Below are 23,614 nucleotides of genomic sequence, written 5' to 3' on the forward strand. Positions count from 1 at the left end.
GTTTCGCTGTTCCTTTCGTCAACTGTGCCAACGTCTGGCGGTGCCGTCTCCTTCCGGCCTGTCTCAGGTGCCGCAGAACTCTCTCTGTTCCCTGAATATTCAGTCGGCTGTCCGGGCAACTGGATTCAATGAAGACGATCAGTATCCGGCCCTGTTGGCCACAATCCATCAGGCACGGCCGAAATCACCGGCTGCAGATCTGAACTGCAGCCCAGAACAAATCATCGCGTCCAGCTCTCGCTCTGGACGCCGTCGAGGGGGAAGGATCCTTCGTGACAGAAACCACTGAGCTGGCTTCAGCTGTGGACACAACAACTTCTGCTGCTGAGTCGTCAACAGCAGCAACCACCAAGAGCAGCGGCCTTGCCGGCCTTAAGCTCGCCCAGCTCCAGGCTCTTGCCAGCCAGCTGGGGATCTCCGGTGGGTCCCGTATGCGTAAGGGGGACTTGGTAACAGCCATTTCCGCCCATCGTGCCGGGACTTCTACCGCCAAGGCCCCGGCCAAGGCATCGACGAAGGCAGCCACCGCGCCCAAGGCAGCGCCGGTCGCCGACGTCAAGGTTGCGGAGAAGAGCGCGCCTGCTGCTGACGCAAGCGCAGAGGCGCCGGTCCAGGAAGCCCCTCGTGGACGGGGACGTGGCCGTAGCCGCCGCGCCACCAGCGATGGTGTTGTGGCCGCAACAGAGGCCGCTGCACCCGCTGAAGCGCCGGCCGCGCCGGTTGCAGAGCCCGAGGCAGCGCCGGAAGTCAGCGAAGCCGGCACCGAGCGTCGCCAGCCCCGCACCCGTAACCGTCGCCGCAGCGAGGCTGCTGCAGCTCCCGACGAAACTGCAGAAGCACCGGCTGCTGAGCAGCGTCCCGAGCGCGCTGAACAGCGTGAACAGCGCGCCGAGCGGACTGAGCAGCGTGAACAGCGCGGCGAACGGACCGAACAGCGCGCCGAGCGCACTGAACAGCGTGAACAGCGTGCCGAGCGCACTGAACAGCGTGAACAGCGTGCCGAGCGCACTGAACAGCGCACTGAACAGCGCGAACAGCGTGCCGAGCGCACTGAACAGCGCACTGAACAGCGCGAACAGGCCGACTCTGGCGATCAGTCCCGTGAACGTCGTGACTCCCGCGGCCGCCGCGAGGACACCAACGACCTCGAAGACGGCGGCAACCGCCGCAATCGCCGCAACCGCCGTGATCGCAACGATCAGAACGAACGCAGCGACCGTCGTGGCGCTCAGGACAGCAGGGACGGCAACACCCGCAGCGACCGCTTCCGCGACCGCAACGAGCGCCGCCGTGGCCGTGCACAGGGGCCGGATGTTGACGACATCGAGGTTACCGAAGACGATGTTCTGCTCCCCGTAGCAGGCATCCTGGACGTCCTGGAGAACTACGCATTCATCCGGACGTCCGGCTACCTCCCCGGTGCAAACGACGTCTACGTTTCGCTGGCACAGGTCAAGAAGTACAACCTCCGCAAGGGCGACGCCGTCGTTGGCGCCATCCGTGCACCCCGCGAAGGTGAAGACCGCAACCAGCAGTCTTCGCGCCAGAAGTTCAACGCCCTTGTTCGTGTGACTTCGGTCAACGGCAAGACTCCTGAAGAACTCAAGGACCGCGTCGAGTTCGCCAAACTGGTGCCGCTGTACCCGTCCGAGCGCCTGCGCCTGGAAACGGACCCCAAGAAGATCGGTCCGCGTGTCATCGACCTCGTGGCTCCGATCGGCAAGGGCCAGCGTGGCCTGATCGTCTCCCCGCCCAAGGCCGGAAAGACGCTCATCCTGCAGTCCATTGCGAACGCGATCACCACCAACAATCCTGAGGTCCACCTCATGATGGTGTTGGTTGACGAACGTCCCGAAGAAGTCACGGACATGCAGCGCACCGTCAAGGGTGAGGTCATCGCCTCCACCTTCGACCGTCCCGCAGACGACCACACCACGGTTGCCGAGCTCTCCATCGAACGCGCCAAGCGCCTCGTTGAAATGGGCATGGACGTTGTGGTCCTCCTGGACTCCATGACCCGCCTGGGCCGCGCCTACAACCTGGCAGCACCGGCCTCCGGCCGCATCCTGTCCGGTGGTGTGGACTCCGCAGCGTTGTACCCGCCGAAGCGCTTCTTCGGCGCCGCCCGCAACATCGAAAACGGTGGCTCACTGACCATCCTGGCAACGGCGCTCGTAGAGACCGGCTCCAAGATGGACGAAGTCATCTTCGAGGAGTTCAAGGGCACCGGCAACATGGAGCTCCGCCTGTCCCGCCAGCTGGCAGACAAGCGCATCTTCCCGGCCGTGGACGTCAACGCGTCCGGTACGCGCCGCGAAGAGAACCTGCTCTCGCCTGAAGAAGTCAAGATCATGTGGAAGCTGCGCCGCGTCCTTTCAGGCCTTGAGCAGCAGCAGAGCCTTGAGCTGCTGACCAACAAGATCCGGGAGACGCAGAGCAACGTCGAGTTCCTCATGCAGGTTCAGAAGACGACACTCGGAGCGAAGTCGGACAACGACAAATAGCTGTAATCGGGGCGGGGTGTCGGGTATTCGTGCGGTTGGTGCCGCGCGGATTTCCCGCCCCCGCCCCTTCGCGTGGCGGCTCTGTCCTGACGGTTTGAGTCCGTACAGGGATTGCTTGATGAGCATGCTGCTATCCAGGCGCAGTTGAGTGATCCTGCTGTTTATGCCGATCAGTCTGCTGCCCGGAAATTGGGGCGGCGTTCTGCGCAGCTCCAGGGCATTGTGGAGGCGTACAACAAATGGCGCGGACTCAATGATGATTTGGAAGCTGCCAAAGAGATGGCAGACGAGGATCCCGAATTCGCTGCAGAAGTTGTGCAGCTGGAGGAGCAGATTCCTGCGGCACAGGAGCGGCTGCGCCGTCTGTTGATCCCTCGTGATCCGGACGATGCCCGCAACGTCATCCTTGAGGTCAAGGGTGGCGAAGGCGGCGACGAAGCTGCGTTGTTCGCCGGTGACCTTCTGCGTATGTACATGCGGTACGCCGAGTCGCGGGGCTGGAAGACTGAGATGATCTCCGCTACCGAATCCGATCTTGGTGGATACAAGGACGTTGCCGTGGCCATCAAGGGCAACTCGAACGACCCCGCGGAGGGCGTCTTTGCGCGGTTGAAGTTCGAAGGCGGCGTGCACCGGGTGCAGCGTGTTCCGGTTACAGAGTCCCAAGGCCGTATCCACACATCCGCGGCAGGTGTCCTGGTGCTTCCCGAAGTGGATGAACCCGAAGAACTTGAAATCAACCAGAACGACCTCAAGATCGACGTCTACCGTTCCTCCGGTCCTGGTGGCCAGTCCGTGAACACCACTGACTCCGCAGTTCGAATCACCCACTTGCCTACGGGCATCGTGGTGGCCATGCAGAACGAAAAGTCGCAGCTGCAGAACCGCGAAGCCGGCATGCGTGTTCTCCGCGCGCGTCTTCTGGCCCACCAGCAGGAACAGATCGACGCCGCCAACTCCGAACAGCGCAAGTCGCAGATCCGTACGATGGATCGCTCAGAACGCATCCGCACCTACAACTTCCCGGAAAACCGCATTGCGGACCACCGCACTGGGTATAAGGCATACAACCTCGACGCCGTGATGAATGGTGACCTGGAACCCGTTATCCAGTCGGCAATTGAAGCGGACGAGCAGTCGCGACTGGACGCCCTGGGCGAATAGCAGAGCACCACAAGCCTGCCGATTTCCAGCTATCACCCGATTTCCAGCTGTCAGGGCATAGATATGACGATTTTCCCCGGCCAGAGCCTCGCGGACGCTGTTCGCGAGGCTACTGCGGTTTTGTCCGACGCCGGAGTCCCCACCCCGCGCGTCGATGCCGAACTTCTTGCGGAGCACCTGTTGGGAGTGGGGCTGGGCCGGTTGCGGGCAATGCTGCTGGGGGATTCCCCCGTCCCTGAAGGCTACGCCGAACTGGTGGCCGAGCGTGCCGGACGCGTACCGCTTCAGCACATCACCGGCGTCGCGTATTTCCGCCACCTTGAGTTGCAGGTGGGGCCGGGTGTGTTCATTCCCCGGCCCGAAACGGAATCCGTTGTCCAGCTTGTCATCGACCACGTGGCTGGCATGTCCCACCCTAAGATCGTGGACCTCGGGACGGGTTCCGGAGCCATCGCCGGTTCAATCGCCCAGGAGGTTCCAGGAGCCGACGTCCATGCTGTGGAGTTCAGCACTTTTGCCCATGCGTGGGCAAGCAGGAACCTTGAACCGCTGGGTGTCTCGCTGATCCAGGGCGATCTCAGGGATGCCCTGCCTGAACACAACGGCTCCTTTGACGTTGTGGTGTCCAATCCTCCCTACATCCCTGCCGAAGCCATCCCGAACGAGCCCGAAGTTGCCCTGCATGATCCGCCCGAAGCACTGTACGGTGGGGGAGCGGATGGCATGGAACTCCCGACGGCGGCAGCAGCCTCTGCAGGCCGCCTCCTGAAACCTGGCGGCTACTTCGTGATGGAACACGCAGAAGTCCAGGCCGATTGGGTCAGCGGCATGTTGCGTCGAGCGGGACGTTGGCAGGACATCACCACGCACTTTGACCTCAACGGCAAGGAACGTGCCACGAGCGCAGTGCTGGCAAACAAGGCTCCTGATGAGTGAAAGAATAGCGCTGTGACCACAACCTACAATTGCACTTCCGATGACCAGCGGGCTGAAGGACTTCAACACGCGCAGCGTGCCATCAGCGAAAAGAAGTGCATCGTGCTGCCGACGGACACCGTGTACGGCATTGCCGCTGACGCCTTTTCCCCCTTGGCCGTGACAATGTTGTTGGCCTCCAAGGGCCGTAGCCGGCAAATGCCCCCACCGGTGCTGATTCCCCGCATCAATGCCCTGGACGGACTCGCGAGCGATGTATCCGCCAACGCCAGGGCCTTGGCACAGGCATTCTGGCCTGGTGGCCTGACGCTCATCCTCCACGCCCAGCCGTCTTTGGATTGGGATCTGGGTGATACCAAGGGCACTGTTGCCCTGCGGATGCCTGACGACGAACTCGCGCTGGAGCTCCTGGGCCTTACTGGGCCGCTGGCTGTTTCATCGGCCAACCGGACAGGGCAGGAAGCAGCGCAGACCGCTTCAGAGGCCCGGCTACAGCTGGCAGATTCCGTGGAGGTTTACCTTGAAGGTGGCTTCCGGCCCGTGAAAGGTACTGCTGCCCTGCCTTCCACCATCGTGGATGCAACCTCAGAACCCTTCAGGGTGGTACGCGAAGGCGCTATCTCCCTGGAACGCTTGCGTGAAGTTGTTCCTTCCGTCCTCGGCGTTGACGAGCCTGTACCTTCCGCTGCTCCGGCAGCAGCAGAAACAGAAGCAGCAGAACAGGAAGAACCTGTCTCCGAAGCGGCCACCTCGCACGACGCACCCTTCGAAGTAACGGAAGCACCCGCCGTCGAGGATCCCGCAGCCGCTGTTTCAGCATCGGCACCCGACGCTCCACGTGAAGCCAAACCCGAATGATTCCGGACCGCCAGCGCGTCCCCGTCCTTGACGTCGACGCGACTCCGCTGCGCGTCAACGAATTGATCGATGCCTTGCACGGACTCATCGCCACCGGAACCACCCGTACTGTGCTCGGCCACAATCTTCACAGCATTACGCTGTTTCATTCCTGTGCAGATTTCCGTTCACTTTACGATCAAAGCTCGGTCATCCTCCTGGACGGTGCCCCGGTAGCCATGCTTTGGGGATTGGCGCACAAACGGCAACTAAAACCGTTGGGACAGGGCCCCATGGCATATCGCCTCGGGTCCATGGACTGGATCCCGGCACTCGGGGGAGTAAAGGGTTTGGAAAGGGTGGCCGTGATCGGCGCGGGACGGGCTGCAAATACGCAGGCTGTGGCCCGGCTGCGCACGATTATTCCGGACGCAACGGTAGATGGCATGCCTGGCGAAGGATGGGACGACGAGTTGGAAATGGCGGTCGTCGGGTGGTTGGATCGATTCCGTCCTCAGCTGGTGCTGCTGGGCCTTGGTATGCCGCTCCAGGAGACGGTCCTGCAGCGACGACTCACTCAGTTTCCGCCCGCCGTGTATTGTGCCGTTGGCGGTGCCATTGAACAGGTGGCCGGCGTCCAGAAGCTCGCGCCACGTTGGCTCGGGCGCCTTGGGCTCGAATGGGCGTGGCGCCTGGTTCTCCATCCGGGCCGTGTTGCCTACAGAGTTTTTGTTGAACCGTGGAAGTTGGCGGGCCTGTTGATTCGGCGGCACTTCCAGCCATCCCAGACCAAAGGCAAGTAAATGACGTCCAAACCTGTTGTGGTCGCCGTTGTGGTGACCTTTAACCGGCGTGAACTCCTTGAGACCACCTTGGCCGGAATCACCGCCGGGACGGAGGTGCCGGACGCTGTCGTCGTTGTGGACAACGCCTCCACGGACGACACACCGGAATTCCTCAGGACCTACCGCGGCCCTGTTCCCACGGACGTCGTAACGCTCAAGGCCAACATGGGCGGTGCAGGGGGATTTGTTGTGGGTATGGAACGTGCAGTCCTGGACCACGGTGCCGACCACGTTTGGATCATGGACGACGACACCGAGCCGCAGCCCGGCGCGCTTCGCGAGGCACTGGATGTATCCGAGGCCTACGAACAGGTAGCAGGGGAAGCTCCCGCGTTCATCGCCAGCCGCGTAGTGTGGACCGATGGGCGCGAGCACCCAATGAACCGCATGCGTCCACGCATCGGCGCCAGTGAGGCGGCGCGCAGCATGGCTGCCCGCCTGGGTGCCGTTCAGATCCGCAGCGCATCCTTCGTCTCTGTCCTGATTCGCGCCGACGAGATCCGGCGTCACGGACTGCCCATTGCCGATTACTTCATCTGGAACGATGACCTCGAATACACGGCAAGGGTTTCGCGCCGGGGAACTGCCTTGGCTACCAGTGCGTCAGTAGCCAACCATCATACGAAAGTGTTTGGAGATGCAGGGGCGGACCCCGGCCCTCGTTTCTACTACGAGGTTCGTAACAAACTCTGGGTTTACACCAGATCCAACGCTTTGGCCCCTTGGGAAAAGGTCCTCTTTACCGGGGCTTCGCTCCGCAATTGGGCAAAGACCATTGCTGCGTCCTCAAACCGCAAAGTACTGCTTGACGGCTTGTTCAAGGGCCTGCGCCACAGTTTGAAGGCGCCCCGGTCCAACGCCGAAGTGCTCAAGGGGATCTACGCCCTGCGCAACGTCCAGGAGCCCGCCAAGTAGAAGCCTGCCGCTTGGCCACAGCACATCAGCTGTGGCTTTGCGGCTGCGTCACGCCGGTGGTCACCGCCGTTGGCACTAGTATCGTGACTAGAGTCCACAGAATTCCCAGCATCATTTGGCACAGCCGGTGCAGGCATGGCGACGGAGTAGTTCCATTTATCGACAGACAGAAATCCACACCTTGACCTGCCCAGAACTACACGGCTTTCCAGCGGCCCACCGGCTGCATACGTTGGTCCGTGTACCTGATTCCGGCATTGGGCTGTTTTCCGGAGCCGCGTCATGATCATGTACCTGCTGATGGCGCTCACGGCTGCAGTGGTGTCTTACACCGGTACGTGGGGAGCCCGCGTACTCGGGAACAAATTACGGCTTTACCGTCCTATCCGCAGCAGGGACATGCACTCCGCACTCATCTCAAAACTGGGCGGCCTTGGCATCTTTGCAGGCTTTTTTGCTGCGCTCGTGGTGGCAAGTAACTCTTTCTTCGTCAAGGACATTTTCAGGCATAACGATGCTCCGTGGGGCATATTGGCCGGAGCAGTAGTGATCGTCGCGGTGGGGGTCGCGGACGATATCCTCGACATCCGCTGGTGGATCAAGCTCCTTGGGCAAGCAGCTGCGGCTTTCATCGTCGCGATCTGGGGCGTGCGGATGTCTGTGGTTCCATTCATCCCTGAACCGATCCTGATTCAATCCGAGCTCGTCCAGATTGTCCTGACAGCCGGGCTGATTGTTACCACCATGAACGCAGTCAACTTCATTGATGGCCTGGATGGACTGGCCGCAGGTGTGGCCACCATAGGGGGCGGTGCCTTCTTTCTCACGGCGTACTGGGTGCACCGGAACAACCCATCCACTGACAATTCAGACCTTGCGACACTCCTGATGGCGATCCTGGTGGGTGGCTGCATCGGCTTCCTGCCGCATAACTGGTTTCCAGCCAAGATCTTCATGGGGGACTCCGGTGCCATGCTCATCGGTCTCCTCATGGCTTCAGCCGGCGTAGTGGCCACGGGGCAAATCGGATCCGGGCTCTATGACCGCGCCAACGGCATTCCCACGATCATCCCGATCCTCCTGCCGTTCGCCGTCCTGTCCCTTCCGCTCCTGGACCTCGGGATGGCTGTGGTTCGCAGGACCGCCCGGGGACAGTCTCCGTGGTCTGCAGACCGTGGGCACCTCCACCACAAGTTGGTGGACCTCGGCTACTCGCACCGCACCGCCGTCGTCATGCTTTATGTCTGGACGTGCATCCTGGCGTTCGGCGGTGTTGCTTTCGCAGTGTTCCCTTGGCAGATTGTGTTGATCGTGGTGGTTGTAGCTGCCCTTGTCATGGCCGCTGTTACCGCATGGCCGTACTTCACGCGGAATGCGGCAGGACCAGGGGAGCGCGCATGACTTCCGGTTATGGTCACAGTTCTATCTCATGTAGAATTCTTTCTGCGGACAGTCACTCGCCCGTAACCCCACTTTGAGAATATGGCACCCGTGCCACGAGGATTGGTATCCCCATGACATCCAACGCCGATTCCGGACGCCCGTCCGGTAAACGTGTTGTTGGAGTTTCCGGGGAGACGTCCAATCTGTGGCTCCGCCTGCTGCTCGTGAGCTCTGCTGCTGCTCTGGCCGGATTGGTCGTGACGAGTATCGTCGCAGCGTTCATTAACGGTGGCCAAGGCGCGCTATCCGCAGCATTCGGGGCCGCGCTGGTCATGCTCTTCTTTGCGATCAGCCTTCTGATCGGTCATTTTGTTGGCCGCAATAATCCTTCCGGCGCTGTCGGCCTGTTCGTGGCGACGTACTTCGTAAAAGTCGTTGGATTCGCCGTGGTCCTCTTTGTTATTGGTACTCCGGCCTGGTTGCACGGCCGATGGTTCATCATCGGCGCAGTTGTTGCCGTCGTCCTTTGGCAGGCTGCAGAGATCTACGGTTTCAGCAAAGCCCGCCTGCAGATCTACAACGATCCTGCGGATGAGAAGGGCGGCACGGATGTCTCTGCGTAAGCGCAACTCCCAGCTGACCGGCCACGCCCGATCGCAAAGTGCGGCCGACGATTCTGCCGACGCCGGAAGCGATGGTGGATACAACGCCGGCATCGCCGTCTTCAGCTACATCGTTGGCGGGATCATTGTCTGGAGTTTGATAGGCTGGGGTCTGGATAATCTGTGGGGGACCCGCTGGATTGTGCTCCTTGGCGCTCTGCTGGGAGCCGCAGGAGGGTTCTATCTTTCCCATATGCACGGCCTCACCAGGCAAAGCTCTTCTTCTGGCGAGAGCAACGCAGACAGCGGTCCGTCCACGGACGGGGACAGTAATGCCAAATAATTTCACACGGAATATGGATGCGTCGAGCGCGTCCGGCTTCCAACCAATGCCCAATGATGGACACAGCAGAGAGGAAACGCGTTGATCGCGCTTGCGCTCCCCGCCCAGGATTCGGGGTCATTCACCCCACCCGGAATCGACGAAATGCACCTGCCGGCAATCCTGCCTTGGGGTGCGCACGATGGCTTCTCCAAGCAGATGCTGCTGGTGATCCTTTCGGTCGTCATTATCGCTACATTCTTCATCCTCGCTGCACGTAAGCAGCAGCTGGTTCCCGGCAAGCTGCAGTTCGCAGGCGAAATGGCCTATGGCTTCGTCCGTAACAGCATCGCCAAGGACATCATCGGCGGCAAGGACTTCATCAAGTACGTCCCGCTGTTGTTCAGCTTGTTCTTCTTCATTCTGGTGAACAACATCTACGGCGCTATCCCCGTGATCCAGCTCCCGAGCTTCTCGCACGTTGGCGGCGCCTATGTGCTCGCTGCAGTTGTATACGTCACATGGATCGCAATCGGCATCAAGAAAAACGGCCTGAAGTACTTCAAGCTGGCAACGGTTCCTTCGGGCGTGCCGTGGTACATCCTGCCGATCGTGGTCCCGATCGAAATCATCTCGAACTTCATGGTCCGCCCCGTCACGCACAGCCTCCGTCTGTTCGCGACCATGCTGGCCGGCCACTTGATCGTCATGCTCGCCGGATCCGGCATCGAGTTCCTTGTCATGCAGGAGAACGTCCTGCTCAAGGGAGCCTCGGTCCTGGTCCTGGCCGGCGCCATCGCAATGTACATGCTGGAAGCACTGATCATGGCCCTGCAGGCATACGTGTTTACTCTGCTGACCGCGATCTACATCGAAGGCGCACTGCACGCCGACAGCCACTAGGCTCCCAAATCTTCCCCTCGCGGGGATGAAGCAACCCAAACAACCTGCCGCACGGGCGGCATCTTGAAAGGAAGAAAAAATGGAAGGCTCCATCAACGGCTCCCTCAACCTCATCGGCTACGGTCTCTCGGCCATCGGCGGTGGTATCGGTGTGGGTCTCGTGTTCGCCGCCTACATCAACGGTGTTGCACGTCAGCCGGAAGCTCAGCGCGTGCTGCAGCCGATCGCGTTCCTTGGTCTTGCTCTGACCGAAGCCCTCGCCATCCTCGGCCTGGTCTTCGCTTTCGTTCTCAAGTAAACCGAAGAACCAGGCGAATTCCACACACGAGTAGATAGGACGGGTGAAATATGAATCAGCTGATCATCTCAGCCGCCACTGAAGGCGAAGAGGCCACTAACCCTCTCGTTCCCAATGTTTGGGAAATGGGTGTCGTCCTCGTCGGCTTTGCTGTCCTCCTGTACATCGTGGTCAAGTTCATTGTCCCGATGTTCGAGAAGACCTTCGCAGAGCGCGCCGAAGCGATTGAAGGTGGCATCGCAAAGGCAGAAAAGGCACAGGCCGAAGCTTCTGCAGCTCTTGAAGAGTACAAGCAGCAGCTCACCGATGCCCGCGCCGAAGCCAACCGGATCCGCGAAGAAGCACGCGCTGAAGGCGCCCAGATCCTCGCGGACCTGAAGGCGAAGGCTGCTGCCGAGTCTGCCCGCATCACCGAGCAGGCACACGCCGCCATTGAGTCCGAGCGCCAGGCAGCTGTTGTCTCGCTTCGCTCAGAGGTTGGCACTTTGGCTACCACGTTGGCTGGCCGCATCGTTGGTGAAGCACTCACTGACGATGAGCGTGCCGCACGCGTTGTGGACCGCTTCCTGGCAGATCTGGAGACCCAGAACGCAGGTGCAGCTAAGTAATGGCAGGTATATCGAGCGAATCGCTGACCACGGCGCTGGCGCAGTTGGAAGCAAAGCTTCCTTTTGCCTCGCTGCAGTTGGCAAAGGACCTCTTCGGAATCCTGGGAACGGTGGACAGCTCGGCTGGCTTGCGCCGCGCCTTGACTGACCCGTCCCGTAGTGGAGACGAGAAGTCGGCGCTGGTCAAGCAGCTGGTTAGCGGAAAAGTCTCCGCTGATGCTGCTGAAATCGCAGGCGGACTGGCTGGCTTACGCTGGGCATCTGCACGCGATATCGGCGATGCACTCGAGACTCTTGCCGCCACGGTTGTCATTGCCGTAGCTGAAAACAAGTCGGCCGTTTCTGCCTCTGGTATTACGGGGCTGGAAGAGCTGGAAAACGATCTGTTTGCTTTCAACCAGGCCGTCGCTTCCAGCCACGAAGTACAACGTGCTCTGTCTGAGCCGCAGGCATCCGCAGCGGCCAAGGTGGCACTTGCCGAGAAGCTTGTTCCTGGCGCCAGCGAGGAAGCAAAGGTTCTCATCAGCCAAGCCGTAACACAGCCGCGCGGTGTCAAGCCGAGCAAGCTCGTCGAGTCCTTCGCCAAGCTTGCAGCCAAGCGTCAGCAGCGCTGGATTGCTACTGTCAGCGTTACCCGTCCGTTGACGGAAACGCAGGCCAGCCGTCTGCAGGCCGGGCTTAACGCCCTGTACGGCCGCGAGCTGAAGGTCAACCTCAATGTTGACCCCCGCCTCATTGGTGGAATCCGGGTTCAGGTGGGCGATGAAGTGCTTGACGCTTCTGTTATCGGCCGCCTGACCGACCTCCGCCGTCAGCTCGCTGGCTAGCGAAGACAAAGCACAACTTAACTGATATAAAACCCGGTCATCGTGAGCAACGATGATCACGAAAACAGGAGAGCAGGGACTGCAGATGGCCGAATTGACCATCAACGCCGACGACGTCCGTAATGCGTTGAACGAGTTCGCGGCGTCCTACGAACCCGGAAACGCAGAGCGCGTAGAGGTTGGTCGTGTGACCACCGCAAGTGACGGCATCGCCCGTGTTGAGGGTCTTCCCTCGGTCATGGCGAACGAGCTGCTTCGCTTCGAAGATGGCACGCTGGGCCTGGCCCAGAACCTTGACGTCCGCGAGATCGGTGTCATTATCCTCGGTGACTTCACCGGTATCGAAGAGGGTCAGGAAGTACACCGCACCGGTGAGATCCTGTCCGTACCGGTTGGCGATGCCTTCCTCGGTCGCGTTGTCGACCCGCTGGGCCAACCGATCGACGACCTCGGCGAGATCAAGGCCGAGACCACCCGTGCACTGGAACTCCAGGCTCCGGGCGTCACCGAGCGCAAGTCGGTTCACGAACCGATGCAGACCGGCCTCAAGGCTATTGACGCCATGATTCCGATCGGCCGTGGCCAGCGTCAGCTGATCATTGGTGACCGCCAGACCGGCAAGACCGCAATCGCTGTGGACACCATCATCAACCAGAAGGCCAACTGGGCTTCGGGCGATGTCACCAAGCAGGTCCGCTGCGTTTACGTTGGTGTTGGCCAGAAGGCTTCCACCATTGCCGCAGTGCGCCAGACCCTTGAGGACCATGGCGCGCTGGAGTACACCACCATCGTGGCCTCCCCGGCCTCGGACCCCGCCGGCTTCAAGTACTTGGCACCGTATGCAGGCTCGGCTATCGGCCAGCACTGGATGTACGGTGGCAAGCACGTTCTGGTGATCTTCGATGACCTTTCCAAGCAGGCCGAAGCCTACCGCGCGGTTTCCCTGCTGCTGCGTCGTCCGCCGGGACGCGAAGCCTACCCGGGCGACGTCTTCTACTTGCACTCCCGTCTGCTGGAGCGTTGTGCAAAGCTCTCTGACGAGCTCGGCGCAGGCTCGATGACCGGTCTTCCGATCGTCGAAACCAAGGCCAACGATGTTTCCGCTTACATCCCCACCAACGTGATCTCCATTACTGATGGCCAGATCTTCCTTCAGTCTGACCTCTTCAACGCCAACCAGCGTCCTGCTGTTGACGTTGGTGTGTCGGTCTCCCGCGTCGGTGGCGCTGCCCAGGTCAAGTCCATGAAGAAGGTCTCCGGTACCTTGAAGCTGGACCTGGCGCAGTACCGTGACATGCAGGCATTCGCCATGTTCGCTTCGGACTTGGATGCGGCTTCCCGCCAGCAGCTGACCCGTGGTGCACGTCTGATGGAACTGCTCAAGCAGGGCCAGTACTCACCGTTCCCGGTTGAGGACCAGGTTGTCTCCATCTGGGCTGGTACCAACGGTTACCTGGACGACGTCCCGGTTGAAGACATCAGCCGCTTCGAGTCCGAGTTCCTGGAACACCTGAAGCACAAGTCCTCCATCCTGACCACGCTGGCTCAGACCAACGTCCTGGATGACGACACCGCTGCCGCACTGAAGGAAGCCATCGTCTCCTTCAAGAAGGGCTTCTTCGGCGAGGGCGACAACCACCTGGTTGGCGCCGGACACGAAGAGCACGCACCGATCTCCGGTGGCGACGTCGACCAGGAAAAGATCGTCAAGCAGAAGCGCTAGTTTCGATGACCTGTTCTGCCGGGGTCCGCAAGGGCCCCGGCAGGGCAGTACGTCGGGAACTTAGGAAAGGATAAGTATGGGAGCCCAGATTCGGGTCTACCGTCAGAAGATCAGCTCGACGACGTCGATGCGCAAGATCTTCAAGGCGATGGAACTGATCGCTACCTCGCGCATCGGTAAGGCCCGCGCCCGCGTAGCAGCTTCACTGCCTTACGCGAACGCGATTACCCGCGCCGTTTCTGCTGTCGCAAGCCAGACCGAAATCGACCACCCGCTGACCACCGAGCCGGAGCAGATCCGCCGTGCCGCAGTCCTGATCATTACCTCGGACCGTGGCCTTGCAGGATCCTACTCTGCGAGTGTGCTCAAGCAGGCTGAAGGTCTCACCGAGCTTCTTCATGCAGAAGGCAAGGAAGTCAAGGCGTACCTGTTGGGCCGCAAGGCGCAAGCGTACTTCGATTTCCGCAACCGTGACTACGCCCGTGTATGGACTGGCGGCACGGACGCACCGGAATTCGAAACCGCACAGGAAGTCGGAGCGGCACTTCTCGAAGACTTCGCCACTGACTTCGAAGAGGGTGGCGTGGACGAAATCCACGTCGTCTACACCCGCTTCAAGTCCATGGTGACCCAGGAGCCGACGGTTATCCGTTTGCTTCCCTTGGAGGTCGTCGAAGAGGAAGCAGCCTCGGAGTCAGAGCTGCTGCCGTTGTACGAGTTTGAACCGGAAACGGAGCAGGTCCTTGACGCCCTGCTTCCGCGTTACATCGAGTCCCGCATCTTCGCAGCCATGCTGCAGGCGGCAGCTTCCGAGCTCGCAGCCCGCCAGCGCGCCATGAAGTCGGCCGGTGACAACGCTACGGACCTGATCAAGAAGTACACGCGCCTTCGCAACACGGCCCGTCAGGCCGAGATTACGCAGGAGCTTTCCGAGATCGTGGCTGGCGCCGACGCCCTCGCGTCCTAGCCGGTACGGATTCGGCTCGAAGCCGCACCTGCACCAAACAGATAAACTTAACCCCACGCCATCTACTGAGTGAAGTGAGAGAGATGACTGCCACTGCTACCGAACACGTAGCAACGGCCGGTGCCACCGGCCGCATTGCCCGTGTTATTGGTCCGGTTGTCGACGTCGAATTCCCGGCTGACGCAATCCCCTCGATTTACAACGCTCTGACCACTGAGATCACTCTCAATGGCCAGACCAAGACCATCACGTTCGAGACCTCCCAGCACTTGGGTGACAACCTCGTTCGCGCCATCTCCCTGCAGGCTACCGACGGACTCGTCCGCGGTACCACCGTGCGGGACTCCGGCGCTCCGATCTCTGTGCCCGTCGGCGACGGCGTCAAGGGCCACATCTTCAACGTCCTCGGCAAGCCGCTGGATGTTGAAGAGTCCGAGATCAAGGCTGACGCTTACTGGCCGATCCACCGCAAGGCTCCGTCCTTCGCTTCCCTCGAGGGCTCCACGGAGATGCTCGAGACCGGCATCAAGGTTATCGACCTCCTCACCCCGTACATCAAGGGTGGAAAGATCGGCCTGTTCGGCGGCGCTGGTGTTGGCAAGACCGTTCTGATCCAGGAAATGATCACCCGTGTTGCCCGCAACTTCGGTGGTACCTCGGTATTCGCCGGTGTTGGCGAGCGTACCCGTGAAGGTAACGACCTCTGGGTTGAAATGGAAGAGGCCGGCGTTCTCAAGGACACCGCCCTTGTCTTCGGCCAGATGGATGAGCCGCCGGGAACGCGTCTGCGTGTTGCGCTGTCGGCTCTGACAATGGCGGAGTACTTCCGCGATGTTCAGAACCAGGACGTGTTGCTCTTCATCGACAACATCTTCCGCTTCACGCAGGCAGGTTCGGAAGTTTCCACGCTGCTCGGCCGCATGCCGTCCGCAGTGGGTTACCAGCCGAACCTCGCTGACGAGATGGGTCTCCTCCAGGAGCGCATCACCTCCACCAAGGGTCACTCCATCACCTCGATGCAGGCTATTTACGTGCCTGCTGATGACTACACCGACCCAGCTCCGGCAACGACCTTCGCACACCTCGACGCGACCACGGAACTTTCCCGTGAAATCGCCTCCCGTGGTCTGTACCCGGCCGTTGACCCGCTGACGTCGACCTCCCGCATCCTGGACCCCCAGTACATCGGCAAGGACCACTACAACACGGCTGTCCGTGTAAAGCAGATCCTGCAGAAGAACAAGGAACTCCAGGACATCATCGCCATCCTCGGCGTTGACGAACTGTCTGAAGAAGACAAGATCGTCGTGTCTCGTGCACGTCGTATCCAGCAGTTCCTGTCCCAGAACACCTACACCGCCAAGCAGTTCACCGGCGTCGAAGGCTCCACCGTGTCCATCAAGGACACCGTGGAAGGCTTCACTGCTATCTGCGACGGCGAGCTGGACCACATCGCAGAGCAGGCGTTCTTCAACGTCGGCGGCCTGGATGACGTCGAGCGCCAATGGGCCAAGATCCAGGAACAGACCAAGTAGTATGGCTGAGCTCGAGGTTGAGATTGTCGCAGCGGACCACTTTGTGTGGTCCGGCGCGGCCAAGATGGTGAAGGCCCGCACCAGCGATGGTGAAATCGGAATCCTGCCGGGCCACTCGCCCCTCCTGGCCATCCTGGCTGAGGGTGAGCTGGCAATCCAGCCGGTTTCCGGTGACCGTATTGCGGTAGTTGTTGACGGTGGATTCTTCTCCGTGGACAACGATCGTGTGGTCATTGTTGCTGACAACGCCCAAATGGGCGAAGCGGCTACAGCGGGGATCCGATAGCACGACCTTGATGGACGATTCCCTTATTCCGTTCATCGCCCTGGCAACGGCGTTTGCGTTGCTGATTTTTTCACTGTGCCTTTTTGGGGTGCGCCGCTTCAACCTGCGGCGCGCCCTGGGCACGGTTGACGCCTCCATTTGCACGGCTGGAAACAGTTGGCAGATGGGGGTTTGTCGTTATCAGGACAATGAACTTGAGTGGTTCCGCTTGGTGTCCCTGAGCGTGATCCCAAAACATAGATACAAACGCAGTTCCTTGGAGCTTCTTGGCCGGCGTCAACCGACTGAGGATGAGCTCGTCAAGGTGCAGCCTGGCGTCGTCGTGGTTGAACTCCAATATGAAGGTAAGAAGTTCATGCTTGCCATGAACTTCGATGCCTATGCCGGTCTTTCCTCCTGGCTCGAAGCCGGGCCTGTCATCGGCGTCGGAACCTGGCGTTAGGCCCCATGGATTCTCTTCTGGACATCAGCCTTGTTGATGGTCCATTCCTGTGGTTGAGCATCATTGCGGGCATGGCGGGGGCGGTGTACCTGCTGTGGAAGCGCCAATCTTCCYGGCCGCTGGCGGTCGCAGCCTGCTTGGCGGGTGCTGTTGGCCTTGTGGTCCTGGCACATTGGATCCTGGTTGATCTGATGGCCATCTTCTCGGAAAATCTTCCCTTTGAGACTGTGGCCTGGTCGGTTCCGGCTGTCGCGGCCGCCCTGCTGTTTGGGGCCCGCTTTCCGCGCGCCACCTGGAAGAGCCGTGTCCGAAGCCTTGCTGCCATGCTTGGCGTAGTCCTCGTGAGCCTCGTCCAGGTCAATGCGTACTTTGGCCTCAACAACACTGTCGCTGACCTTCTGGGCACGGCCGTCGCCCGGATTCAACCTTTGGAGTCAAGCCTTCAACGCGCTCCGGACAGCAAGCCGGGACCTGCGCCCTCGGTTTGGAAAGCTCCGGAGTCAATGCCGCGGAGCGGCATCCTTCGGAAGGCTCAAATCCCGGGAAACGCATCGGGCTTCACAGCACGCGAAGCCTACATCTACCTTCCACCGGCCTATCAAACTGCAGCACGGCCAAGTTTGCCGGTGCTGGTGCTCTTTTCAGGGCAGCCCGGTGGTCCGGCCGACTGGTTAACCGGGGGCCAACTCCGCGCACAACTGGACAGGTTTGCTGAAGCCCATGGCGGCATCGCACCGGTCGCGATCGTGGTGGACCCAAATGGCTCGGGAAACGCCAATACGCTGTGCATGGACAGCCGCATCGCGCAGGCTGACACTTACCTGTCCCAGGATGTGCCCACCTGGATCAGCTCCACCTTGGACGTATCAAAAGATCATCGGTTGTGGGCTGTTGGTGGTTTTTCGTTCGGCGGTACGTGCGCCGTACAGATGGGGACAAACCATCCCGAACTGTTCACTTCGATAGTGGGTTTTTCCGCTGAACGGGAGCCTTCCCTGGCGAAGGACCGGAATAAGACCATCGCAGACTCGTTCGAAGGCGACGTGGGCGCTTTCGAGTCAAGGACGCCATTGTTCTTGATGCAGCAGCGGAATTACGAAGGCAGCGGCCTGTACTTGGCTGCAGGAGCCACTGACACTGAGTTTACCGACTACATGCACGTTCTCGCGGATGCTGGGAAGGAAGCGGGTTTCACCACGGAAGCGCACTCCATTCAACACGCCGGCCACTCTTGGGACACAGTGGTCAGGGGTATGCCTGGTGCCTTGGAGTTCCTGTCTTCCCGATGGGGACTAAGCCAATGAGCCTTGCCCTGAAAGGCGTCGTGCAGCCGGCCTTGAGGCAGACCGCCAAACATCTCCGCGCCACACCGTTCACCACGTTCGTCCTTGCCTTGTTCGTAGCGGTGTCCCTTCTGTCCGGAAGTATCCTTGCGGGACCTGCAGAATCCTTGCTGCCTGTGGCGGGAGTGACCCTGGCCGGTCTGCGGTCGGGGCAGTGGTGGTCCATCTGGACGTCGCTGTTCTTCACCACCAACCTGTTGGCGTTTGTCACGGCAGCCCTCATGATCCTCTTCCTGTTGGGGCTGGCGGAGCGGCGTTTCGGCTTCCTCCGGACGGCCGGTGTCTTCCTGGGGAGTCAGTTTGCGTGCATTGCGGCGTTCCTCCTGGTCACCCAAGTGGCGCTGTACATGGATGACGGTTGGATCTCCAGGATGGTGGATACCCCGCTGATCGGACCCTATGGCGCCCTGATCGCTACGGCACTTGCAGCCAGTGCGTTGCTGCCGACGCTGTGGCAACGACGCCTGAGGACCGTGGTGCTCTCCTTGTCCCTGCTGCTGGTGCTGTACATCGGACATGCCGAGACAGTGATGGGCCTTGTGGGAGCGTTGATCGGCCTTGGAGCTGCCTGGTGGATGCAGAGCAGCCAGGGTCACCTTCATTTACACCGCTCCACGGGCCGCGAAGTCCGGAACCTGCTGGCCCTCACCATGGCCATTTTCGCTGCCGGCCCTATCCTGACTGCTGCCGCCAAGAGCCCGTCCGGTCCTCTGGCAATTTTGCGGGATGTCATCCTGAACCCGCTCCCGACACTGAGCCAATTGGAAAGCACTTGCGGTGGGACAATCGACGTTGCTTGCCTTGAGTTAAGCCGCCAGGGTTACACGGGCCCTTTCGGGCTGGCCCTGGCTGTCGTGCCCGTGGTGTTGTTGCTCATTTGCGCCGAGGGCATGCGTCGTGGCAGGCGTCTGGCCCTTGGGATAGCCATCGGTGTCCAACTGTTGGTCGTGGCCCTTTCCACAGTTTATTTGGGGCTTTTCGCCAGCATCCCGTTGCCTCAAGGGCGTCGAGTGCCCACGTTGAACCCGGCTGTTGTACATCTCATTCCCCTGGTCTTGGTTCCGCTGACCCTGGCGGTCCTCTTGTTCGCTTATCGTGGACATTTCCGCGTTGAGTCTTCTGCCCGGATGCGGCGGCGGGTCTTCTGGCTCGTTGGCCTCACCGGCGGAACACTGGCGCTCGCGTACGCTGGCGTGTGGTTGGCTTCAGGCGGTATGACGCGCGACGGCGGCCTCTTGGGTTTGGGTGCCGAGCTCGCCAGACAGTACCTGCCGGTTCCGTTGCCCAGCGTGTACCGGAAAGTGTTTGCTGAGCGCGACGCTCTTGAAGTGTTCCTGTTTTCCTACTCCGGCACCGTCTTCTGGCTAGTGGCATTGATTGGAGCGTGGGTACTCCTCATCCGAGGCCACCATTCCGCAGGTTTGGACCATCAAGGAAGGGATCGCGCACGTGAATTGGTGAAAACCGGCGGTGATTCGCTGTCTTGGATGGCGCTCTGGGAGCCGAACAAATACTGGTTCAATCCCCGGGGGACCGGGGGAGTGGCCTATCAGCAGCATGGCCATGTCGCCCTGACTTTGGCGGGTCCCGTAGGTGCGAAGGAGCACCATGCGGAGACGGCTGGAGGATTCCTTGACTACTGCTCCCAGCATGCCTTGATACCTTGCCTCTACTCCTGCACCGATGAATTATGGCCTATGCTTCAGGCCCGCGGTTTTCGAAGGGTTGCCGTCGCCCAGGAAACCCGCTTGAGGATCAGGGGCTTGGAGTTCCGCGGCAAGGAGTGGCAGAACGTCAGGACATCACTCAACCGGGCAGCAAAGATGGGAATCACCGCCACATGGGGTCGGTATGCCGCGCTTCCGCATGCCCTGCGGGCGCAAGTGGGCGAGGTGTCCGAAGAGTGGGCTGCGCAAAAGCGCGTACCTGAGATGGGGTTCACGTTGGGCGGCCTGGATGAGCTCGAGGACCCTGATGTGTTGTGCTGCGTGGCAACTGACGCAAAGGGGTTCGTTTACGGGGTGACCAGCTGGCTTCCGGTCTACCGGGACGGCAACGTTGTGAGCTGGACCTTGGACTTCATGCGTCGCCGTGGCGATGCCTTCCCCGGAGTGATGGAATTCCTGATTGCCTCGGCCATCCTGCATCTCCGGGAGTCCGTGGACGCCATATCCCTTTCCGGTTCGCCCCTGGCACGGGAAAAGGGTGAGATTGATCAGCGGGCCGAGGGACTTGCCGGCATGCTGGACCTGGTTGGCCAGGCGCTGGAGCCTGTTTATGGTTTCCGATCGTTGGCTTCTTTTAAATCACGTTTCCAACCGGACTACCGAACTTTGTACATGTATTACCAAGACCCGTTGCACCTCCCGGCAATAGGCAGGGCATTGAGTCGCGCATACCTTCCGGGATTGTCTGTTCGACAATCCGCCAGATTACTGCGAACCCTCGTTGCTTGAATTGTCAACGCCTATTCCAAGATGGCGTCCCGCATTTCTTCACGGTTTGTAACAGGAGTCGTTGAAATATCAGACATTCTGACTATTAAACATGTTGGTCCCGCCTCGAAAGCCGGGACCAACATGTCAGTTGAAACTGCAACAAACAAAATCAACAGGTAAGACTAGACGACCGTAACGCCGGTTGCCTGGGGGCCCTTGGCGCCCTGACCGATCTCGAACTGAACGCGCTGGTTCTCATCGAGGGTCTTGAAACCACCGGTCTGAATCTCAGAGTAGTGAACGAAAACATCCCCATCCGAGTCATCCGGGGTGATGAAGCCGAAGCCCTTTTCAGCGTTGAACCACTTGACGGTTCCCAGTGCCATGTATTTCTCCTCATTATGGAACATCAGTCCGATACACCTCGTACCGGCCCTTGTTACTCCGCGAGAAGATCCGGATTCCGTCCAGGCTTGGCCTGTATGGTTTCGCAGGAGCTTCACGCTCGCAACTCGTCTTGCGAGCATGAAAACCACCTACACAAAGACTGCTACAACACTTTCATGTGCCGTGCCGGAGGTCAACGGTCTTTAAGGCAATTCGGGAAAATTTTCGGTAAAAAGAAGGTAACGCTGACAACCGCAATTCACCGTCGTCTGATTGTCCTAAGCCAGCCACTGTCCGTTACGCATGACCGCAGTAAGGCCCAGTTCCTGATCGGTAGTAACAACGTCAGCGCGAAGGCCCCGCCGCAATCCACCCACCTCGTCAGAGAGTCCAAGAATGGCTGCAGGCACTGCAGTCGCCGAGCAGATGGCGTCCGGAAGGGCGACACCCGCCGCCACGGTTTTGCGGACCACTTCCAGGAGTGTGGCTGTGCCTCCTGCGATGGAACCAGTGGAATCCAGGGTCGCCACGCCATTGCTCACGGTCACCGGCGAGGGCCCGAGCATGTAGTTTCCGTCCGAAAGCCCGGCAGCGGACATTGAATCGGTCACCAGAAGAATGTTGGCAGCGCCCACCAACTGAAATACGGTAGCCACAGTGCTGGGGTCCAGATGCGTGTCGTCGGCGATGAGTTCCAGCACTGCTTTCCCCGACTGGGCGGCCCGCAGGCAAGCAGCAACGGGGCCTGGCGCGCGGTGGTGCATTGGTGGCATCCCATTGAAAAGGTGCGTCACGGTCGGGAGCGAGCTGACGCCGTCGAACCCTGCCGATTCCAGTCCTTCACGGGCCGCAGCCAACGACGCAGCGGCTGTGGCGTCGTCGCAGTCGGTGTGACCCAACGATGGCGTCACGCCGTGGAAGGTCATTAAATCTACCAAGGCAGCGGCCCCCGGCAATTCCGGGGCATATGTCATGGTGGCAAGTTTGCCGGCGGCAGCACCCACGAGTTCGTTCATGAGGTCCAGGTCCGGCTCCAGCAGGTAGTCCGGGTTCTGGGCGCCGCATCGTGCATGGGAGAGGAAAGGGCCCTCCAGGTGGATGCCGGCCACAAGGCCTTCGTCGACGAGCTTCACATACAGTTCGATCCCGCGAAGGAGGTCCTCCCGGGGCGCGGTAACCATGCTCGCGAGGAAAGTTGTGGTGCCGGAGCGGTGCAGGAACTCAACTGCTTTGCGGGCCGAGGCCTCCTCCCCGCCTGGAAAGTCCCCACCATTTCCGCCGTGGCAGTGGACGTCCACCAAACCAGGGAAGATGAAGTGGCCGCTGGGCGCACCGATGCGTATGGCGTGCCCGAAGCCGTCAAACTCATCCGCGTCAAAGCCGTCCGCCGGCCCGGCATAAGCAATGCGGTCGCCGTCGATGGCCAGGAGGCCGTCTTCCACCACCGCGCCGTCACTTACAAGTGTTCCCGTGAGGATCTGCTGGCTGGGCGCGGAAGAATGGGCAAAATGGTCTGCGGCAGTCATGACTCTGATTCTAGTGGCCTAAGGTTCCCCCCAGAGGGAGAACCCAGGGAAAACCCCGGGGAGAACCCAGGGAGAACCGAGCGAGAACAGGGAAGAATCAGAAGAGCCGGGATTCGCTGTCATCCACGCCGCGCATGGCGTCATAGTCCAGTGTTATGCAGTCAATTCCGCGGTCGTTGGCCAGGACTTTGGCTTGGGGCTTGATCTGTTGGGCTGCAAAAATCCCCCGGACTGGCGCCAGTAGTGGATCCCGGTTCAGCAGCTCCAGATACCGGGTCAGCTGCTCGACGCCGTCGATGTCGCCGCGCCGCTTCAGCTCAATCGCCACGGTGGCGCCGCTCGCGTCCCGGGCAAGGATGTCCACGGGTCCGATGGCGGTGAAGTACTCCCGGCGGATGAGTGAGTACCCGGTTCCGAGGGTCTCGATCTGTTCTGCCAGGAGGCGTTGCAGGTCAGCTTCCACGCCGTCCTTGATCAGCCCAGGATCAACACCCAGATCATGGGAGGTGTCATGCAGTTGTTCATAGATGTTGATAATGAGCCGATCATCGGTCTTGGCCGACTGCACGGTCCACTGCTCAACCACGCCCTCTTCCACTTCGGTTTCCTCAGGGGACGTAACCCGCAGCGTGGCCGGCGGGCTCATCCAGTTCAACGGCTTGTACGAACCGCCGTCGGAGTGCACCAGTACCGAGCCATCGGCCTTGACCAGCAAGAGCCTGGTGGCGAGGGGGAGGTGGGCCTTGAGACGGCCAACATAATCAACAGAACAACGGGCTATGACGAGTCGCACCCGCCTTACCTTACCCGTTGGCGGCCGGTG

22 protein-coding genes and 1 pseudogene are annotated in these 23,614 nt (G+C 60.5%); 20 read left to right on the forward strand and 3 right to left on the reverse strand.

Translation table 11 applies throughout. The annotated features are described in order from the left end of the window. Positions 1-272 precede the first annotated feature (272 nt). The 20 genes and pseudogenes from rho (at position 273) to AC1DCM_RS11785 (ending at position 20,896) form a co-directional block, all read left to right on the forward strand. Positions 273-2,504 carry a transcription termination factor Rho gene (rho, locus tag AC1DCM_RS11690; RefSeq protein ID WP_477518327.1) on the forward strand — a complete coding sequence of 744 codons (2,232 nt, stop codon included), beginning with the start codon at positions 273-275 and terminating at the stop codon, positions 2,502-2,504. Between the two features lie 93 nt (positions 2,505-2,597). Continuing rightward, positions 2,598-3,668, forward strand: a pseudogene (gene prfA, locus AC1DCM_RS11695) (peptide chain release factor 1); the annotation flags it as partial. Between the two features lie 63 nt (positions 3,669-3,731). Continuing rightward, on the forward strand, positions 3,732-4,604 hold the full coding sequence (gene prmC, locus AC1DCM_RS11700) for a peptide chain release factor N(5)-glutamine methyltransferase (RefSeq protein WP_477518328.1): 873 nt from the start codon (positions 3,732-3,734) through the stop codon (positions 4,602-4,604). A 12-nt stretch (positions 4,605-4,616) separates the two neighbouring features. Then, entirely contained in the window at positions 4,617-5,462 is an 846-nt protein-coding gene (locus AC1DCM_RS11705) for an L-threonylcarbamoyladenylate synthase (RefSeq protein WP_477518329.1), read from the forward strand. Next, a complete protein-coding gene (locus tag AC1DCM_RS11710) occupies positions 5,459-6,244 on the forward strand; it encodes a WecB/TagA/CpsF family glycosyltransferase (RefSeq protein ID WP_477518330.1) in 786 nt (261 codons plus the stop codon). The genes AC1DCM_RS11705 and AC1DCM_RS11710 overlap by 4 nt, the downstream gene beginning before the upstream one ends. After that, the gene (locus AC1DCM_RS11715; RefSeq protein WP_477518331.1) at positions 6,245-7,201 is read left to right on the forward strand and encodes a glycosyltransferase family 2 protein; all 957 of its coding nucleotides are present in this window, start codon (positions 6,245-6,247) and stop codon (positions 7,199-7,201) included. 282 nt (positions 7,202-7,483) lie between these two features. Beyond that, a complete protein-coding gene (locus AC1DCM_RS11720; protein ID WP_477518332.1) occupies positions 7,484-8,602 on the forward strand; it encodes an MraY family glycosyltransferase in 1,119 nt (372 codons plus the stop codon). Positions 8,603-8,715: 113 nt separating this feature from the next. Next, positions 8,716-9,207: a hypothetical protein gene (locus AC1DCM_RS11725; RefSeq protein WP_477518333.1), complete on the forward strand. Its 492-nt coding sequence runs from the start codon at positions 8,716-8,718 to the stop codon at positions 9,205-9,207. Then, positions 9,194-9,529, forward strand: coding sequence for a hypothetical protein (locus tag AC1DCM_RS11730; protein WP_442017075.1), 336 nt, complete (start codon positions 9,194-9,196; stop codon positions 9,527-9,529). The genes AC1DCM_RS11725 and AC1DCM_RS11730 overlap by 14 nt, the downstream gene beginning before the upstream one ends. Before the next feature lie 81 nt (positions 9,530-9,610). Further along, positions 9,611-10,411 (forward strand): F0F1 ATP synthase subunit A, encoded by an 801-nt coding sequence (gene atpB, locus AC1DCM_RS11735; RefSeq protein ID WP_442003849.1) that lies wholly within the window; start codon positions 9,611-9,613, stop codon positions 10,409-10,411. A gap of 79 nt (positions 10,412-10,490) precedes the next feature. Continuing rightward, a complete protein-coding gene (gene atpE / locus AC1DCM_RS11740; protein WP_003804776.1) occupies positions 10,491-10,709 on the forward strand; it encodes an ATP synthase F0 subunit C in 219 nt (72 codons plus the stop codon). 50 nt (positions 10,710-10,759) lie between these two features. After that, entirely contained in the window at positions 10,760-11,317 is a 558-nt protein-coding gene (locus AC1DCM_RS11745) for a F0F1 ATP synthase subunit B (protein WP_216923955.1), read from the forward strand. After that, on the forward strand, positions 11,317-12,144 hold the full coding sequence (locus tag AC1DCM_RS11750; RefSeq protein ID WP_442017076.1) for a F0F1 ATP synthase subunit delta: 828 nt from the start codon (positions 11,317-11,319) through the stop codon (positions 12,142-12,144). Before AC1DCM_RS11745 ends, AC1DCM_RS11750 begins: the two co-directional genes overlap by 1 nt. Positions 12,145-12,229: 85 nt before the next feature. Then, complete coding sequence (gene atpA / locus AC1DCM_RS11755; protein ID WP_442003985.1) at positions 12,230-13,867, forward strand: F0F1 ATP synthase subunit alpha; 1,638 nt, start codon at positions 12,230-12,232, stop codon at positions 13,865-13,867. Between the two features lie 76 nt (positions 13,868-13,943). Next, positions 13,944-14,834: a F0F1 ATP synthase subunit gamma gene (locus tag AC1DCM_RS11760; RefSeq protein ID WP_477518334.1), complete on the forward strand. Its 891-nt coding sequence runs from the start codon at positions 13,944-13,946 to the stop codon at positions 14,832-14,834. 83 nt (positions 14,835-14,917) lie between these two features. Continuing rightward, positions 14,918-16,369 carry a F0F1 ATP synthase subunit beta gene (gene atpD, locus AC1DCM_RS11765; RefSeq protein ID WP_431115631.1) on the forward strand — a complete coding sequence of 484 codons (1,452 nt, stop codon included), beginning with the start codon at positions 14,918-14,920 and terminating at the stop codon, positions 16,367-16,369. A gap of 1 nt (position 16,370) precedes the next feature. Next, positions 16,371-16,655: a F0F1 ATP synthase subunit epsilon gene (locus AC1DCM_RS11770; protein WP_442003852.1), complete on the forward strand. Its 285-nt coding sequence runs from the start codon at positions 16,371-16,373 to the stop codon at positions 16,653-16,655. 10 nt (positions 16,656-16,665) lie between these two features. Continuing rightward, entirely contained in the window at positions 16,666-17,097 is a 432-nt protein-coding gene (locus tag AC1DCM_RS11775; RefSeq protein ID WP_477518335.1) for a DUF2550 domain-containing protein, read from the forward strand. Positions 17,098-17,102: 5 nt separating this feature from the next. Continuing rightward, complete coding sequence (locus AC1DCM_RS11780; protein WP_477518336.1) at positions 17,103-18,401, forward strand: alpha/beta hydrolase; 1,299 nt, start codon at positions 17,103-17,105, stop codon at positions 18,399-18,401. Further along, a complete protein-coding gene (locus AC1DCM_RS11785) occupies positions 18,398-20,896 on the forward strand; it encodes a phosphatidylglycerol lysyltransferase domain-containing protein (protein WP_477518337.1) in 2,499 nt (832 codons plus the stop codon). The genes AC1DCM_RS11780 and AC1DCM_RS11785 overlap by 4 nt, the downstream gene beginning before the upstream one ends. 164 nt (positions 20,897-21,060) lie before the next feature. On the opposite strand, the gene AC1DCM_RS11790 is transcribed toward AC1DCM_RS11785, so the two are convergent. The 3 genes from AC1DCM_RS11790 to nucS all read right to left on the reverse strand — a co-directional run bounded on the left by AC1DCM_RS11790 (position 21,061) and on the right by nucS (position 23,584). Next, entirely contained in the window at positions 21,061-21,264 is a 204-nt protein-coding gene (locus AC1DCM_RS11790; protein ID WP_018776337.1) for a cold-shock protein, read from the reverse strand. Between the two features lie 279 nt (positions 21,265-21,543). Beyond that, a complete protein-coding gene (locus tag AC1DCM_RS11795; RefSeq protein WP_477518338.1) occupies positions 21,544-22,791 on the reverse strand; it encodes an N-acetylglucosamine-6-phosphate deacetylase in 1,248 nt (415 codons plus the stop codon). Between the two features lie 97 nt (positions 22,792-22,888). Then, the gene (gene nucS, locus AC1DCM_RS11800) at positions 22,889-23,584 is read right to left on the reverse strand and encodes an endonuclease NucS (protein WP_442003856.1); all 696 of its coding nucleotides are present in this window, start codon (positions 23,582-23,584) and stop codon (positions 22,889-22,891) included. Positions 23,585-23,614: the final 30 nt, after the last annotated feature.

The organism is Paenarthrobacter sp. 10N417, assembly GCF_056394745.1.

Excerpts from the sequence above, each read along its gene's own strand:
- prmC (WP_477518328.1), top strand. The coding sequence starts at position 3,732 with ATGACGATTTTCCCCGGCCAGAGCCTCGCGGACGCTGTTCGCGAGGCT.
- AC1DCM_RS11710 (WP_477518330.1), top strand. The coding sequence starts at position 5,459 with ATGATTCCGGACCGCCAGCGCGTCCCCGTCCTTGACGTCGACGCGACT.
- AC1DCM_RS11715 (WP_477518331.1), top strand. The coding sequence starts at position 6,245 with ATGACGTCCAAACCTGTTGTGGTCGCCGTTGTGGTGACCTTTAACCGG.
- AC1DCM_RS11720 (WP_477518332.1), top strand. The coding sequence starts at position 7,484 with ATGATCATGTACCTGCTGATGGCGCTCACGGCTGCAGTGGTGTCTTAC.
- AC1DCM_RS11725 (WP_477518333.1), top strand. The coding sequence starts at position 8,716 with ATGACATCCAACGCCGATTCCGGACGCCCGTCCGGTAAACGTGTTGTT.
- AC1DCM_RS11730 (WP_442017075.1), top strand. The coding sequence starts at position 9,194 with ATGTCTCTGCGTAAGCGCAACTCCCAGCTGACCGGCCACGCCCGATCG.
- atpE (WP_003804776.1), top strand. The coding sequence starts at position 10,491 with ATGGAAGGCTCCATCAACGGCTCCCTCAACCTCATCGGCTACGGTCTC.
- AC1DCM_RS11745 (WP_216923955.1), top strand. The coding sequence starts at position 10,760 with ATGAATCAGCTGATCATCTCAGCCGCCACTGAAGGCGAAGAGGCCACT.
- AC1DCM_RS11750 (WP_442017076.1), top strand. The coding sequence starts at position 11,317 with ATGGCAGGTATATCGAGCGAATCGCTGACCACGGCGCTGGCGCAGTTG.
- atpA (WP_442003985.1), top strand. The coding sequence starts at position 12,230 with ATGGCCGAATTGACCATCAACGCCGACGACGTCCGTAATGCGTTGAAC.
- AC1DCM_RS11760 (WP_477518334.1), top strand. The coding sequence starts at position 13,944 with ATGGGAGCCCAGATTCGGGTCTACCGTCAGAAGATCAGCTCGACGACG.
- atpD (WP_431115631.1), top strand. The coding sequence starts at position 14,918 with ATGACTGCCACTGCTACCGAACACGTAGCAACGGCCGGTGCCACCGGC.
- AC1DCM_RS11770 (WP_442003852.1), top strand. The coding sequence starts at position 16,371 with ATGGCTGAGCTCGAGGTTGAGATTGTCGCAGCGGACCACTTTGTGTGG.
- AC1DCM_RS11775 (WP_477518335.1), top strand. The coding sequence starts at position 16,666 with ATGGACGATTCCCTTATTCCGTTCATCGCCCTGGCAACGGCGTTTGCG.
- AC1DCM_RS11785 (WP_477518337.1), top strand. The coding sequence starts at position 18,398 with ATGAGCCTTGCCCTGAAAGGCGTCGTGCAGCCGGCCTTGAGGCAGACC.
- AC1DCM_RS11790 (WP_018776337.1), bottom strand. The coding sequence starts at position 21,264 with ATGGCACTGGGAACCGTCAAGTGGTTCAACGCTGAAAAGGGCTTCGGC.
- AC1DCM_RS11795 (WP_477518338.1), bottom strand. The coding sequence starts at position 22,791 with ATGACTGCCGCAGACCATTTTGCCCATTCTTCCGCGCCCAGCCAGCAG.